The organism is Candidatus Brocadia sp., from assembly GCA_021646415.1.
Classification (GTDB): domain Bacteria; phylum Planctomycetota; class Brocadiia; order Brocadiales; family Brocadiaceae; genus Brocadia.
The window spans coordinates 56,642-71,986 of the sequence record SOEU01000016.1; the positions used below are offsets into that span (position 1 = coordinate 56,642).

Annotated in this window: 8 protein-coding genes and 1 pseudogene; 3 read left to right on the plus strand and 6 right to left on the minus strand. The window is 53.3% G+C overall.

All coding sequences use genetic code 11. From position 1 onward, the window contains the following. Positions 1–173 precede the first annotated feature (173 nt). From E3K36_12855 to E3K36_12865, 3 genes are read right to left on the minus strand one after another with little or no spacing between them, the layout of a single operon-like run. A complete protein-coding gene (locus tag E3K36_12855; protein ID MCF6156104.1) occupies positions 174–3,149 on the minus strand; it encodes a hypothetical protein in 2,976 nt (991 codons plus the stop codon). Continuing rightward, complete coding sequence (locus tag E3K36_12860) at positions 3,146–6,535, minus strand: hypothetical protein (GenBank protein MCF6156105.1); 3,390 nt, start codon at positions 6,533–6,535, stop codon at positions 3,146–3,148. The genes E3K36_12855 and E3K36_12860 overlap by 4 nt, the downstream gene beginning before the upstream one ends. Positions 6,536–6,543: 8 nt before the next feature. Further along, complete coding sequence (locus tag E3K36_12865; GenBank protein ID MCF6156106.1) at positions 6,544–8,253, minus strand: ABC transporter ATP-binding protein/permease; 1,710 nt, start codon at positions 8,251–8,253, stop codon at positions 6,544–6,546. A gap of 219 nt (positions 8,254–8,472) precedes the next feature. Between E3K36_12865 and E3K36_12870 the strand changes: the two are divergent. Then, a pseudogene (locus E3K36_12870) lies at positions 8,473–8,568 on the plus strand (addiction module toxin RelE). A gap of 238 nt (positions 8,569–8,806) precedes the next feature. Here the strand turns inward: E3K36_12870 and E3K36_12875 are convergent. From E3K36_12875 to recJ, 3 genes are all read right to left on the minus strand, one after another. Beyond that, the gene (locus tag E3K36_12875; protein ID MCF6156107.1) at positions 8,807–9,007 is read right to left on the minus strand and encodes a cold-shock protein; all 201 of its coding nucleotides are present in this window, start codon (positions 9,005–9,007) and stop codon (positions 8,807–8,809) included. A 434-nt stretch (positions 9,008–9,441) separates the two neighbouring features. Beyond that, the gene (locus tag E3K36_12880; GenBank protein ID MCF6156108.1) at positions 9,442–10,410 is read right to left on the minus strand and encodes a hypothetical protein; all 969 of its coding nucleotides are present in this window, start codon (positions 10,408–10,410) and stop codon (positions 9,442–9,444) included. Then, positions 10,410–12,143: a single-stranded-DNA-specific exonuclease RecJ gene (gene recJ, locus E3K36_12885; GenBank protein ID MCF6156109.1), complete on the minus strand. Its 1,734-nt coding sequence runs from the start codon at positions 12,141–12,143 to the stop codon at positions 10,410–10,412. Before recJ ends, E3K36_12880 begins: the two co-directional genes overlap by 1 nt. Positions 12,144–12,584: 441 nt before the next feature. Between recJ and E3K36_12890 the strand changes: the two genes are divergently transcribed. Next, positions 12,585–14,474 carry an ABC transporter ATP-binding protein gene (locus E3K36_12890; GenBank protein MCF6156110.1) on the plus strand — a complete coding sequence of 630 codons (1,890 nt, stop codon included), beginning with the start codon at positions 12,585–12,587 and terminating at the stop codon, positions 14,472–14,474. Then, positions 14,471–15,328 (plus strand): dTDP-4-dehydrorhamnose reductase, encoded by an 858-nt coding sequence (gene rfbD / locus E3K36_12895; protein ID MCF6156111.1) that lies wholly within the window; start codon positions 14,471–14,473, stop codon positions 15,326–15,328. The genes E3K36_12890 and rfbD overlap by 4 nt, the downstream gene beginning before the upstream one ends. Positions 15,329–15,345 lie beyond the last annotated feature (17 nt).

Sequence of the window (15,345 nt, forward strand, 5' to 3'; positions counted from 1 at the left end):
TTGGCTTTTGCGCTCTTCGAGAGCCTTGCGCGTGTAGTCGAAGCCCTTGTGAGTGTTCAGATCCATTCAACGAAACGTCTGGGTCGGATAGATCGGTGTAGTCGCGCTGTTTAATGTCGAGTCCTTGTCGACCCCGAAGTGAACGCATTTAGTCTCGAGTCGCATGAACCCTTCTACCCCACTCTCACAGCCATTTCGACGGCCACGCCGGGAGGTGCGGAAACGATGATGCCTCCGGGGGGTGTGATTGGTGGGCCGTCGAGCATCAGCTTCACCGTGTGAGCGCCGGTACGGCGCAGCGTGTAGGACAGCGGCCCGTAATAGGTCTGCAGGTTGCGGACACCGACGACTCCATCGTCGGCGAGCCAAAACTCTGGCACCCCGGCGGCGAGCACCAGCGCCTGGTCCGAGTGCCGCTCGTATGCGAACAGGCTCATCACGGCGAGCACGTACTCGGCACCTATCCACGAATGCGGAATGTCGCCGAGATGACCGGGGCTTCGCGGGTCACGCCACGAGATCTCGGGCCACTGGTTCCACGCGCGCGGGCGGCGGTCGCTGAGGAAGAACTCGAGCAGCTCGTGTGCCTCGCTACACCTTCCGAGTCGCACGAGCGCGCCGATGATGCGGATCTCATAGGCGGTGTAGTTGGTCCAGTCGGCCGCACCGTCGCGGCGCGCACGAAACCAGGCCAGATACTGCTCGTACGTGGCATCGAGCTTTCCGCTCGGCAGACGCTCGGCAGCGTCTGTGATCTGTAGCGCGGCGGCGGTGGCGGTCGGATCGAAATCCGCCCACTCCACTGATCCCGGAACATACGTGAGGCCCTTCTCGGAGATCAGGGTGTTGATCGATGCGTAGAGCGAGAGCTCGAGCGACGCGCGCAAATCGGTAAATCGCTGTGCCTCAACGGACTCGCCGAGAATCGTCGCGATCTCGGCTGCATCGCCAAGACCGCGCACCGCCCAGAAGTCGTCCCAATACGAGTGCACTGGCTGCGCTAGATACCCTTCGTGACTCACCGACTCGGGCAACAGCCCATGACACGCTCGTTTCGCTCCGCGCTCGTACTCGGGCGTCAAGCGCGCGGCACGCAGCCGCTCGAGGTAGCCGGACGCTCGCCAAACGCACGGCCACGTCTCAACGAGCAGATCATAATCTCGCGTGAACCGGTAGTGCTCCATGATCGTGAACAGAAGCTGGCCATGGCTGTCGTGCTCGGCAAGCCAGTCTGGGCCTGTCTCGTCGACGCAGCACGGCACGTTGCCGTCCGCTGCCTGGTGCGAAGCGTACCAGCGGATGTAGTCGCGCACCTCATCGTGCCAGCCCATGCGCAACGCGGCGGCGGCCATCATAGCGCCGTCGCGAATCCACGAGCGAGTGTAACGGCGCGGGCCTGGTTGCAGTGCGGGGCCGTTGCGGTTGACGAGAATATGCGCGGCAGCCGTTTTGACAGTGTTCACGACGTCGCGTGCGCGTGACGGCACAACGAGATCGAAGCCCGAAAGCGCACGCCCCCACCGGCGCTCCGCACGCACCGCCTCACGCTCGAACGTGTCGTTCGTCGCGGTGCGAAGCCGTGCGATCACCTCATCTTGCCGGACCGTGTCGGCGGAGCCAAACGGCACCGCGATCCACACGTCAGCTAACCGCCCTGGCTCGATGGCGAGATCATAAGCGAGCGCGGCCGAACAGTAGCCGAAAGCATCATTGACCTCGATTGCCGGCGGCAACTCGCCCCGCGCCACATACGCAGTGATCGGCCCTTCGTCAAACAGAGCGGCACCGAAGCCCGATGGTACCGGCTCGCCGAGCGGCACGATCGCTCTCGAGTCGTTCACCCATACCACGCCGTCGAACAGCTTGATTCGCTCGACCCGTGAGACGCCGCCCATACCGCGAAACGCCTGCCATGGCGGATCCACCTGTACGGGTCTGACGGCGACATATAGCCGTACTGTCGTAGTCTCAGTGCCGTGTTTTTCGATGCGATAGCGTGCGAGCACGACGGGCGCATCGCCCATACTCGCTACCCATACTGTCGTTTGCAGCAAGATGTCGCCGCACCGCCAGACAGTTGACGGAATCGGCAGATGGTCGCTCTCGAGCGCTTGCGTGATGTCGGCATTGGCCCATGTGATGAGCTCGCCGTTGACCGCAAGCAACGGTTCGAGCGAGAATGAGCCTTTGTCGATCTCAATCAGCCCGTCCTCATTCAGCAACGCCTGCGGGCCGCCTTTGACCGAGGCTACCGCCGTCCAGTAAGCCTGTTCGCCATGAAGCCATCGAGGAAACCGCCCCCTTGGCTCGCGCGCAGCGACGCTTCGAAAGAACGAGTCGATTGTGCGTGAGACGTCGAATGGCTCGATCTCGATCGATTCGATTGCGTTTTCACGACCGCTCGACGGCTCGCGAATCTCCACACGCAGCCGCGTCACGGAAGCGTTGCCGGGCGCGTAGATGTAGCTTCGCTCCCCTGCCGCACGCGGAGCCGACCAGATCATCGTCCATCTAATGCCGTCGTCTGACGCGCGCAGGTCGAACGCGCGTGCGCCCGTGAGCGCATCCCACACGATCGTAAACCCACCGTGCTCGCGTGGTTCATGAAGATCGAGTTCCATCCACTCGCAACCATGCGTGCGGCCCCGCGTAACGCTCGGCGCGGGATGCTGACTGCGGTCCTCCAGCGCTAGATCTTCGATCCACACGTGCCCTCTTCCTCCGGTGACGGCGACGATCGCGATCTCGATCGCGCCGAGATGCTTAATCGTGCCTCCGCCGGCAGGACCCCATGCGAACTCTAGCTCACGGCTCGGAATCGTCAAGCGCCCCCACTGCTTCGGGAAGTCGAAAACGTCGCGCCGATACCACCAGACGTTGTGGCCCGACGTGTCGACGAGCTTTACCTCGAGCTTGTTCGGCGGCGCTTCACCGCGAATCCCAAGCGACAGCGTAAACGTGGTCGGTAGCCGCCTCACGAGCTCGCGGCGGGCGACGGCGAAGCCGCCGCCTTTGAAATCGAAGTCTAGTCTCAGAGCCGCATTGGCATGCGAGCCGGCGTCAGCAGCAAGCGCGAGCGTCGCCTGGCCAGAGGCGACAGGCATCCATACCACCGGATCGGTGAAGTCGTCAAGCACCTCAGTCTTCATGGTTCTAGCCGGACCTCGAGGACGTTCATGTCAGGACGGAGACGCCGGCGCAGCAAACCGAGATCTACGCGCACACCACCGGTGCGATAGCGGTTGGGCTCTCGCTTGAACGGCAACGCCTCGCCGTTCAGCGTGAGCGCGATCGGGCTGCAGCCCTTGCGGCCCGTACGGTAGATCATCGTCACGGGCGCATCCGCAAGACGAATCTCTGCGCGCAGGCCATCGAGCCCTGTGGGAACGACCGGATCGATTACCACCGAAGTCGCGTTCCTCCGGACGCCGACGAAGCACTCGTGAATCAAGCGGTAGACAATGCCGGGCCCGCTCGAGTAGACGCGCCAGCCGCCCTCGACTGTGATAGTACCGCGCATGACCTCTTTGTAGCGCGCGCTCGCTTCGTAGCGATCGTAGAAGGCGGCGTCCGAGCTCGAGTGGTAGCAGTTCGCTTGGCGAGGCGCCGCGGCTGGCACGACCGAGGCCAGCGCGATCGGGTTCGCCTGCCTCAGCGCAAGGAAGAAAGCGTCGGCATCGCCGTAGTGCGCCATCGCCTCAGCGTAACGCAGGTGCGCGTGCATGTACATGACGCCGATTTCGCGTCCGAAGAATGTGCTGCTCTCGGCGCGTTGGAAGTGCTGCTGCGGGCCGCCTTGGTAGCGCGGTGGCCGGTCAAACAGCCGCGCGCCGTCGGGAGCGAGCAGGTGCTCGCGAATGTAGCCTACGTGCACCTCCGCCTGCTCTGGTGTGAATAGTTCGTAAAGAATTGAGTGGATCATTGGAAGCAGTCTATACGAGATGCCGGTCATCGTGTCGCTCGGATGCAGGAGACGGACGACCACACCACCCTCGCTCAAAAAAGCTGCGAAGCCCGCAAACCCAGCGAGCACACTGCCATCAATAAGAAAGCGTTGATAGTCTGCGAGCACTTCTGCCGCCTGGGCCTCGAGGTCAGATGCAAGCGGGCGAGCAGTGTCACGGCCGACCCGCCGCAGCCCATCCGTAAGCGTGCGAAGCGTGTGGTAGTGCAATGTCACTGTCCACGAGCTGCACATCATCTCCTTCATCGTCGGATCTACTGGCTGCAGCGTATCGTTCCAATCGCCGTTGCCATAGACGGCAAGGTGAGTCCCGGCGACCACACGCTTCGCGATGACGTCGAGAGCGCGCTCGACATGTACCGACATTACCGCCATCTCGCCGTGTGCGACACCGCGCTCGTCGTAAAACGGAAAACGCTCATCGAGAATCGAGGGGTCTTCGGTCGCCGATAAGTATTGGCCGAGAGCCAGCAGTGGCCAAAACACGATGTCGCCGTGTGAGTCGGGCGCACGGATGCCGCGCTCACGCTCGAAGAACATGAACCACTGCGGCCAGTCGCCGTCGGGGTTCTGCGCGCGAAAGATGCGGAGCAGCAAATCTCGAAGCGTCTCGTAATCGCCGCGCGCGAGCAGCAGCTCGACCGGCCCTTGACAGATGTCGCGCGTGCCCCAGCCGCCATTGGCGTACTGCTCGATGCCATGCGGGGCCAGATAGTGAATGAGAGCGTTCTGCATGAACCACGGCAAGATCTCGCGCAGCCGCAGCACATCGGCGGCGAGGATCGAGCGAGCCGGAGGAGCGAAAACGAGCGGTCCAGCGAGGTTACTCCAATACGCGGCCTCACGCGATTGTTCCACCTCACCTGGCTGGGCCGACGTGTTGTCAGTGTCGCTCTCAATGAGGCATCCGAGGATGCGAAGCCCCACAGCGGTCGCAGGCGCTGTCACGATCGTTACGAATGGCTCGCCACGCGAGCGGCCGTCGACGAACAGCAACTCATCGCCGCCGACGCGCTCGAAGTGTGTGCCGCGCGAGGCATCGATGCGGAAGAAACCGTCGGGAAACCGCGAGCCAATCTCGGAGTCACGCTGCGGTCGCACGACGACGCCGCGCTGGTCGCGGGCGAAGAGCACAGGCGTGCCGGTCGCACCGTCATCGCCGTTTAAAGCAATGCGAGTGGAGATGAGAAAACGACATGGTGGCCCCTGGCGCACATCGATGTCAAGCGAGATCTCGTGACAATAAAGCGAGGCCGCTACGCAGATCTCGATCAGCCGACCGGAATACTTGTAAAACCAGCGGCAACGGCTCGGTAACATCTCGAATGCAGAAGGCGTAGCGAGCAAATGGTAGCCGTCGTCGAGTTCGACGAATATCCGTTGGCCGTCGGCGCGTGGCGTACCCGACAAGTCGCGGTAGCCGTGCGTCGCCGCGACGAAACGGTTGATGTTGGTGTGACCCTGGGTGAGCATAGCGTTGAACACGCCGCGCATCCATACCGTAGAGGAGAGTGCCGCTTCGTCTGGCTTCAACGCTGCCCCGGTGCGAAGGATGTGCGCGTGCGGCCGCAGCACAGCGCGCTCTTTCGCCGCAAGTACCACGTGGCGGTCTGAGCCAATGAAATACGACAGCAGCCGACCATCGCGTCTCTCTTCTTCCCGACGGTCGGAGCCGAATAACGATGTAATTTCCCCGTCAGTCATATCTTCGCCAACGAGCGACGGCACAAGTCCGAACAAGCTTGGCGCGGGCGAGTCACCGTATGGGAAGGCAGAATCCTTCGGTGGCACGGCTGCCTCGGGAAGCGCGAGCGCTCGATCGACGTGCGCGAGGTCGGCCGGCGAGCTCGCGGCCTGGTGATCCGGCGCAAAGTAGCCGAAGAACCCACGCTCGACGGCAGCCCCCGGGCCCAGCCACACGCCCTCGTCCTGAATCATGGCCATCGCGTGCTCGTGCTGGCGCCGCCGGCTCTCGAGCCGCTCGAGGGCGAGGCCGTCTAGTTGAAGCGCGTCGGTCGCGAAGCCAACTCCATGGCCAAGCGATCCGAGCATCACCCACGGATGGCGTCCACCCATCGGCAGATTCTGTCGCACCGCCAGTAAGTGACCGCGACTCGCATGGTAGAGCGGCGTGAAGTCGACGTACTGGCTGACGTAGTACTCGTTGCTGCGAACCGCAGCGTAGTGAGCGAGCGAGAGGTCCTGTGTGTAAACCAGATCGATGTGCAGCTGCGAAGCGCAGGCGTTTCGCAGCGAAACGTGCCAAAACCAAGCCGGTTCCGCCGTTGCCAACCGTAGGGTCACACAATACTTGACGCCCTCCCATGTTCCGTGTGCGACGAGCCTGGCAGCGTCTGCGTGGATCGTTCCGGGGCTGCATGGTCCGAGCAATGGCACGCAGCGCAGCGCGCCGTCGAGACGGCGGAGATAAATGTTCGCCGGGCCGCCGTCGATCTCAGTGCCGAGGTAGGTATTGAGAATGATGTCGCCATGATCCGCGCGCTCGAGCGATCCGTTGGCACGGATGCGGAAGCAAAGACCTGACAGGCTCTTTAGACGAATGGTGGACATAGCGCAGCTCAGCTCCACGGCGTGTGGCCACGCACCGCCTTCCACTCCCACGTGCCATCTACGTGCATGTTGAGAACCGCATCGAACTGCGCCGATGCCCCGTTGGGGACGCCAAACATGACGTAGGTGATCGAGCGGTCCGTCAATGCGCGCAGCACCCGCTCGACGTCCTCGGGAGTCAAGGTGGTGGTGATGCGGTCGAGAAATGCGAACGTCGGCGCAGCAAGTAGCACCCGCGCGATCGCAAGCAGCTGTTGCTCGCGGAGCGAGAAATTGGAGTCCCAGTCCCTCTCTTCATCGAGACCGCCAGCCCGCGCGATCAGAACTTCGGCATCGAGCGTGCGCAACACCTCGCAGATCGCCTCGTTGGACAATGACTGCTCGTGTCCGGCGCGGACCACTGCCTGACGCAGCGTGCCTGGCGGCAGGTACGGGTGCTCGGACACGAACAGGATGTGGCCGATGCCCGGCAGCACGATTATCCCTTCGCCGTGGTCCCAGATGCCCGCGGTTGCGCGAAACAGTGCGACCCGGCCCAGCTCTTCTGCGCTCGTCACCAGCACTCGCACGCCCTTAGCGATGTCGAGGTTCAGCCGGTTTACGAGCATCCGTCCGCGTCGCGGTGAAGTGAGCGTCAGATGGCCGTAGCGCACGCGCTCCGTGCCTTCTTCTACGAGCCGGATGTTGGGTGCTTGCGCGCCCGTCACGCCCTCGACTGCCTCGTCGAGCGCGCTCAGTCGTGCAATCGTCGCCGCGTACGACGAGATCGACTGGAACTGGGTGACGATCAACGAGAACGCGCCGACCAAATGCGAGAATGCCATCGACGCTTGTGGCACCACGCCGAACTCGGCCTGTCCGCGAATGAACAGCGGCGCGACGATCAGCGCTGGAATGATCTGGATCAGATAGTTGTACCCGGTGGTGAAGAAGCCGAGGTTACGGTTCACGGCGATCATCTTTCGCGCGTTGTTAGCCAACTCATCGATGCGGTGTGCAAGCCGGTTTTTCAGCCGGCCTTCTTGGCGGGAGATCGCGACGGTCTCGGCGTTCTCGCGAACGTGGACGAGTTCGGCGCGAAACGTCGCCTCGCGGTCGGACTGACGGTAGCTCAGCCACACGAGCGGGCGCCCCATAATAATGGTGAGGCTGGACCCCGCCGCCGCATAGACGCCCGCGACCACGAACAACCACGGGCTAATCGACCAGAGGACCCCCGAGAACGCTATGACCGTAAACGTGCCATTCAGCAGCATGAGCGCGAACGAGAGCGTGGTCGTCGTGAAGACGCGGACGTCGTCGGCAATCCTCTGGTCGGGGTTTTCTATGGTCTTCTGGTCGCGCAGGACGAAGTAATTACGGTCCTTCAGATAGAGGTGGCAGAGCCTTTGGCTCGCCCACACGCGCCACAGCAAGCCCAATCGCTCCTCGACGAAGCGATGGATCACCGCCGTGGCCGTCGAGACCGCGAACACGCCTATGTACATCAGTCCGTACGAGAAGAACCTCGGCATGTTCTGTTGCTCGATGGAGGACATGAAATCACGCCCGACATAGCTGTTGACGATGTTGAGCCCGTTGATCGCGACCAGCAGCGCAACGAGCGCGAGCGCCAGCAACTTCGCGCGCCCCCCAACCTCCGAGGCGGCGAAGTTCTTAATTGCACGCCCCCATCGGATCCACGTCAGGCGATTGATTGTGATTCGTTCTGCGGTCATAAATGGGAAACGGCGGCGGTCACGGATGATAAGAAATTGCTTTTTTCCATAAAAAACCAGTTTAGCTAAAACAAAGGAAAGTGCAAGTATTTTTTATCTTATCAACCCCATAGAACACTCAAGAAGAGAGAAAATAAAAAAGGATGGTGTGAAATTATGGGGGCATTATGAAGAGGACGGATAATGTGCTGACCAATTTTTCACAAGGAATTGACAAAAATGGCAAGGCCATTACGATTGGAATTTGAAGGTGCTTTTTATCATGTCACATCAAAAGGCAATCAGAGAGACAGACTATTCTTTGATGATAAAGACAGTTAAGCGGAAGGAAAGTCGTAGATGGAAAATCTTTTTAAACAGCAAACAAAAAAGCCCCAATATCCTTTTACCTATATTGGAGCTTTCATGTCGTAATTATAACGATAAGTTAAGTGACTACTCCATATTTTTATGCAACATATTTATTCTATTGTAATTACTTATTCTTTAAAATATAAGAGTGCGCTTTAATGTTTTGGTTCAATCTGCAAGATTGAACCTGCGATCAATAAACTTATAATTTGACTACGTTTGTGGCCTTGTAGCCCTTCTGGTCCTTGATAATCTCAAACTCGACCTTATCTCCTTCTGCAAGGGTTCTAAACCCCTCACCCTGAATAGAAGTCTGATGTACAAAAACATCATCTCCGTTATCTTGGGAAATAAAACCGAAGCCCTTCTTGTCGTTGAACCATTTTACGGATCCATTTGCCATACCTAAATCACCCCCTCTCACATGCACAAAATTACAAAAATAAAAAAGGCCACAAAGTTGTAACTTTGTGGCCTTCATATAACGCGAATATATAATGCGACTTTAAATCACAACCGAACAACTTAACAAGATATTATCAGATATTGTGTAACAAAGCAAAGTATAAATAAAATAAATAATTTAGTCTTTCCACAACCCTTTCGATCTATTGGGGAAAAACTTGTGTATTGTGTATAAGGTACAGTATTTTGCATGCTTCAGTGGTCAATTTAATAAGCAATATGCAATTTTCCCGAAAAGACGTTGTTGAGAATTGACAGCCTATGCTACAAATACTGAATAACCCGTGTCCTTCCATATTCCTTTCCACACCGATCAACCTTCAATGCTCCCATACGTATCGTTGCAACCTTGTGGATATCATTCACTGGAGTTTAGAGGGTTATTTTGCCAGCAAAAGGGTCTAAATCGGTAATGATGCCTAGTCCCACGGTATTATTATCTTTGTCGTTCAGGCCAACAAGGAGGTCTTTCAATGCTTGTCTTTCAATGAATGCAATCGAGGTTGCGTTAAAATATCCTTTTAGTTTATAGAACGGGATCGATGTATCCATACGGTCTGCCATAACCAGGAGTTCAGATCCGCATTTTTCAACATACAGATAGCCCATACCATGGATAGAGGTTTCCTTCGGTAATTCTAGGGGATGTACCATTTGACCGGTACCGAGAATGCAAGAGGGAAATACTACTTTGTGAATTGAACAATCTACCATCCTTGCCGATTTGAAATAAGTTTTATATTTTTCACTCCTGTATCTCTGTCTTTCGGCCTGTGAACGCGTCACTACTTGTTTCGAACATACCAGCCTTATGACCTGCCAGCCCATTTTTTCGTATCCTTTTAAGAGGTGATCAATCTCGTCTTCTGCTTGTAACGCAAGGATCCATCGTGGAGAAAGTATTTCTATCTTATGCAATTTCAGGATGCGGGCGACAGGTCCGTCGATAAAACCTGTCGTATCTACCAGAGTGATTTGTGAGCCTTGTTGCCAGGATTTGTCAACCATCGTTTTTACCGCATGAAGTGTCTGCAATAAAAATCCTTCAGGTGCGGTGTTGCCCACAAAATGCAGATAGAGGGGATTCGCAAATTCGTGCTGACTTGGCGTGGTATTAAAAACTTTTAAGCTTACTGTGGTTGGTGGACCTAAGGTGGATTGACCTAAATCGCTATCGACATATCCCACGCGTTTTCCGGAAGCCGTCCATGTATGGATCAGATACTTACACAGGGTACTCTTGCCACTATCGGTCTTGCCAAGGACGATACATACTTTTGCGTCTTGCTTTATCAGTTCTGCTGTCTGCTCCCATTCCTTCCGGATATCGATCGTGTCCATTATTCATTATCAAATTTTACGTCTTTAACCTCCAGTTCCAGTTGCTCACTATCCATCCAATTATTTATTTTTACCGCAAAGGCAAGAGAACACGTTCTTCCATTTTGTTTAAACCTGTCTATGTGTTCTCCCATGCCAAAGGCGACAGCCCTGATGGAGATATCTCCCTGTTTGACATAGAAACTCATGTGTTGTCCTTTCGAGCCAATACGACGCGGCTGCCCGACAACCTTTAAATTCGTGGCAGCAAACAGAGGTATAGGATTTCCCTCGCCATGAGGGGAGAGGCGTGCAAGCTCCGTTACCAATGCCTTAGACAACATGGAGAGTGTGACTTCCGCATCAATATTCAGGACGGGCACCAGGTCTGCCTTGCAGAGTCTTTGTGATGTAGCACTATTAAGCATTTCACGAAATTCGTCAATATTATCCGGGTGTATTTTTAATCCTGCAGCTTGTGCATGACCACCTACAGAAAGCAACGTATTCTTACAACTTTCCAGAGCCTCAAGGATGTGAAATGAAGGAATGGAACGTGCAGAGCCATGACCTATATCATCAGCAACAGCAATCATTACAGTAGGACGGTTAAATTCTTCTACGATTTTCGAGGCAATAATTCCAATAACTCCAGGGTGCCATGCCTGGTCCGCCAATACAATAGCAGTGGTTTCATCCAGGTTTAATTCATGTATTACCTTTTTCCTGGCTGACACCATGATATCAACCTGGATTTCCTGTCTTCTTTTATTCTCCTGTTCCAGAAAATTAGCAATTTCCACAGCCCTTTCCTTGCATCTTGTGGTTAACAGTTCAACAACAATGCCCGCATTACCTATTCGCCCCGGGGCATTTAACCGGGGTCCCAGACGATATCCCACATGAAAGGCATCGAGATTTATATGGGAAAGATCTGCTATATCGAGGAGCGCCCGCAATCCCGGAATTTCAGTATATTGCAATGCACTCAGCCCATATTTTGTAACGATACGGTTTTCACCCAGGAGTGGCACCACATCCGCAATCGTCCCCAATGCCACCAAACCCACGGCGCTTAACAGGAAGTCCTTAAACTCCGAAGACACCTTCTTCTGAGGCGAAAAATGCTGACCAATAGCCCATGCCAGCTTGAAGGCGATACCAACACCTGAGAGATCACGGAAAACATGACTTGATGCATGTAATTTTGGATTGATTACCGCAAAGGCGCTGGGTATCTCCTGTCCGGGCCGATGATGGTCGGTAATAATCAGGTCGATGCCATACGTGCGTGCAATATCTGCCTCCCGGCAGGCATTGATGCCACAGTCTACCGTCAAAATGACGTTCGCTCCGCCTTCTCTCAGTTTTTTTATTGCGTCTGCATTTAAACCATATCCCTCTTCCAACCTTTCCGGAATATAGTAACTTACCTGTGCCCCCACCAATTCCAGGCACCGATACATAAGCGCCGTGGCCGACAAACCATCGACATCATAATCTCCGTAGATGACGATTTTTTCTTCCTTCCGTACGGCCTCGTTGATACGAACGGATGCCTTTTCAATATCCGGCAGAAGAGAGGGGTCTCCCAATGCCCCAATCTGTGGCTGAAGGAAGCTTCTGGCTGACGCGACATCAACAATCCCGCGATTGATAAGAACTTGTGCCAGCAATTGCGATATTTTGAGTCTGCTGGCGATCTCTGTTTGCAGCGGCTTGTTAGGAGGGGAAAATACCCACCTTTTGATCATGGTGTTTTTATTTATGAGAAAAGTACAATGTTATAAGATAGAAAACTTAAATTATCACAAATATATATCATACTATACAAATATTTATAGGATATAGTATTCCCCTGTGAAAACTTTTTTTGGCAAGTTTTTTATAACCCCCACCCAGCCCCTTTTTACGGGGGATTTGGTTGGGGCTGCGCTTTGTTGTTCAGGCATATTATACGTTCCCATTTTACTTGGAATTATAAGTCTTTCAAGGAAATTTAATTATTTCATGTAAAATCTTTTTATTGAAAAACATGCAACGATGTGATAGCATTTTGCAATAATGCGCTATATTTTTCAACAGATGTCAGAAAATATACTGGCATAACGCCCCTTGGTTTATTCCACCACCTTGATACAAAATAACTCTTCAAGGCATTTCATTTACAGTTAAGGATTGTAATTAAGGAACTCATGAAAAAAAGTACCCTTTTTAGTGAATGTGCAAAGTTGTTGTCATTTGCAAAACCTTACTGGAAATATATGGCATTAGCCATTATCAGCATGATCATCTATACATCGGCAAATGGTGTCCAGATTTCACTGATCAAGCCTATCATAGACAAACTGCTGATAGGGAATGCGGAAAAGATGGAAGCGTTACCGAAAATCGATGTAAACCAGGATATACAAAAACAAAGTAGCCAGTCTCCCGTTAAACAGTTTAAAAAACAGATATTCCAAAAATTTGCATTTATAGAAAAACTACAGAAACGTGCTACAAGTTCATTTACAAGCATCGGCATCGTGATGGCAATTATTGCCCCCATTATTTTCCTCTCCTGTTATTTCCAGCAATACTTCAGAAATCTTGTCATGTGGGCCGTTGTTGTGGACATTCGGAATAAGGTATGCGACCATTTACTCCCGCAACCCCTGAGTTTTTTTGAAAACAGGAAGAGCGGAGACCTTATTTCCAGATTAACGAATGACATTGCTGTAACACAGTCAGGACTCACGGTCCTTTTTGATGAAATCCTGCTGCTACCCTTAAAGTTGATTTGCGGGTTGACTCTGGCATTTTATTTTAGCTGGAAGCTGTCCTTGTTGACGCTGATTGCCTTTCCCCTGATATTTATTCCTGTGCTTATAATGGGTAAAAAGATCAAGAAGCATGGAAAGGGGAGTTTGCGGCATCTCTCTGATCTTACGGATGCCTTGCGGGAAATGTTCGCAGGCATCCGAATTGTGAAGGCGTTTAAAATGGAGGCTGAAGAGAGCCGTGAAATCCACGACATCAGTGAACGCTTCTTCAGGAAAAGGCTGAAGATGGTCAGGGCAAAGGCAATCAACACGAGTACCAGCGAATTCGTTTATACCCTTGGCCTCGCCGTCTTGATTATTTTGGGCGGCTATGTAGTTATGTCAAAGAAAATAACTCCAGGGGAACTCGGCGGGTTTATTACCGCCATAGGCTTTATGGTGATTACGAGCATCAAGAGGCTGGCCAAAAGTTATGCAAGTTTGCAAGAGTCTCTGGCTGGTGTCAATCGGGTATTCGAACTATTCACGATAGAACCCACGATAAAAGATTATCCCGATGCCGTGGCACTGAAGAACATAAAAGAGTGCATCTCTTTTAAAGAGGTAAGTTTTTCCTACGATAACAGTGAAGAGTTTATCTTGAAGAATATTAACCTTACCATCCATAAAGGAGAAATACTTGCTATTGTAGGTAAGAGCGGGGCCGGGAAATCAACGCTTGTAAACCTGATACCACGTTTCTATGACCCTGTCAAAGGTTGCATTGAGATTGACGGGATAGATATACGAAAGATCAAGCACGAATCGCTCCTCGCACACATTGCAATAGTCTCCCAGCAAACCTTCCTCTTTAACCGCAGTCTCCGTGAAAACATACTCTATGGGAGAAGGGATGCTACAATCGAGGAAATTTATGCAGCTGCAAAGTCTGCCAATATTCATGAATTTATTATGAGTCTTCCCAGGGGCTATGATACCGCTGTGGGTGAATTAGGGGTAAAACTATCAGGAGGGCAGCGTCAGCGGATCGCCATCGCCCGTGCCATACTGAAAAATGCGCCCATTTTACTCTTAGACGAAGCGACTTCGTCACTGGATTACGAATCTGAGAAATTGGTACAAGATGCTCTCAATAACCTGATCGCCGGAAAAACAACCATCGTCGTCGCCCATCGCCTTTCCACAATCCAACATTGTGACAGAATTATCGTGATGCAAAATGGGCATATTGTGGAAACGGGCAGTCACGAATCCCTTATGTCAGGTGAGGGAGAATACAAACGCGTTTACCAGTTGCATTTTGATACACTTCAGCCATGAGAATTCTTGTTATTGGCTCTCTGGGCATGCTCGGCAGAGACCTTGTAAATCGATTTCCCGGCTTTTCTGACTCAAAATTTTCTTGTATCGAAGTTATCGCAGCAAATCACGAGCACATAGATATTACGCATGGCCCGGATACCTCCACATTCGTTGCTCGAATCATGCCAGACGTCATTGTCAACTGTGCCGCGTTTACGGATGTTGATGCTTGTGAAATCCAAATTTCAGAGGCCTTTGCTGTCAATGTAAACGGGGCAAAGAATGTGGCATTGGCGGGAAAAGAAACAGGGGCAAAGATTATTCATATCAGCACCGATTACGTATTTGACGGCGACAAGAATGAATCTTACATTGAAACCGACAAACCTAATCCTCTCTCTGTCTATGGCAAATCAAAACTTGAAGGAGAACTTGCCATTCAGGAAATAAACGATAACTACGCTATTATCAGAACGGCATGGCTTTATGGTCCGTATAAGAAAAATTTTGTAACCACCATGCTAAATCTGGGAAGGAAAAACCGCTCCGTGTCCGTTGTGACCGACCAGTGCGGATGCCCCACGTATACGGCAGACTTATCGTATGCAATTTGGAAAATCATATCACTGGATCTCCGGGGCCTGTACCACGTAACGAACGACGGAATATGTTCACGCTATGAGTGGGCAAAGAAGATCTTTGCATTAACCGGTGATCAGGTATCTGTACTTCCTCTGAAAACTGCAGATTACAAAAGAACTGCAAATGTCCCTCAAAATTCTTCACTAAACTGTACGAAATATTCCACAGCTACTGGGCATAAAATGAGACCGTGGCTAGAGGCATTGGAAGAGTATATTAAGACTATGTAGCGATTCAGCCAGGAATT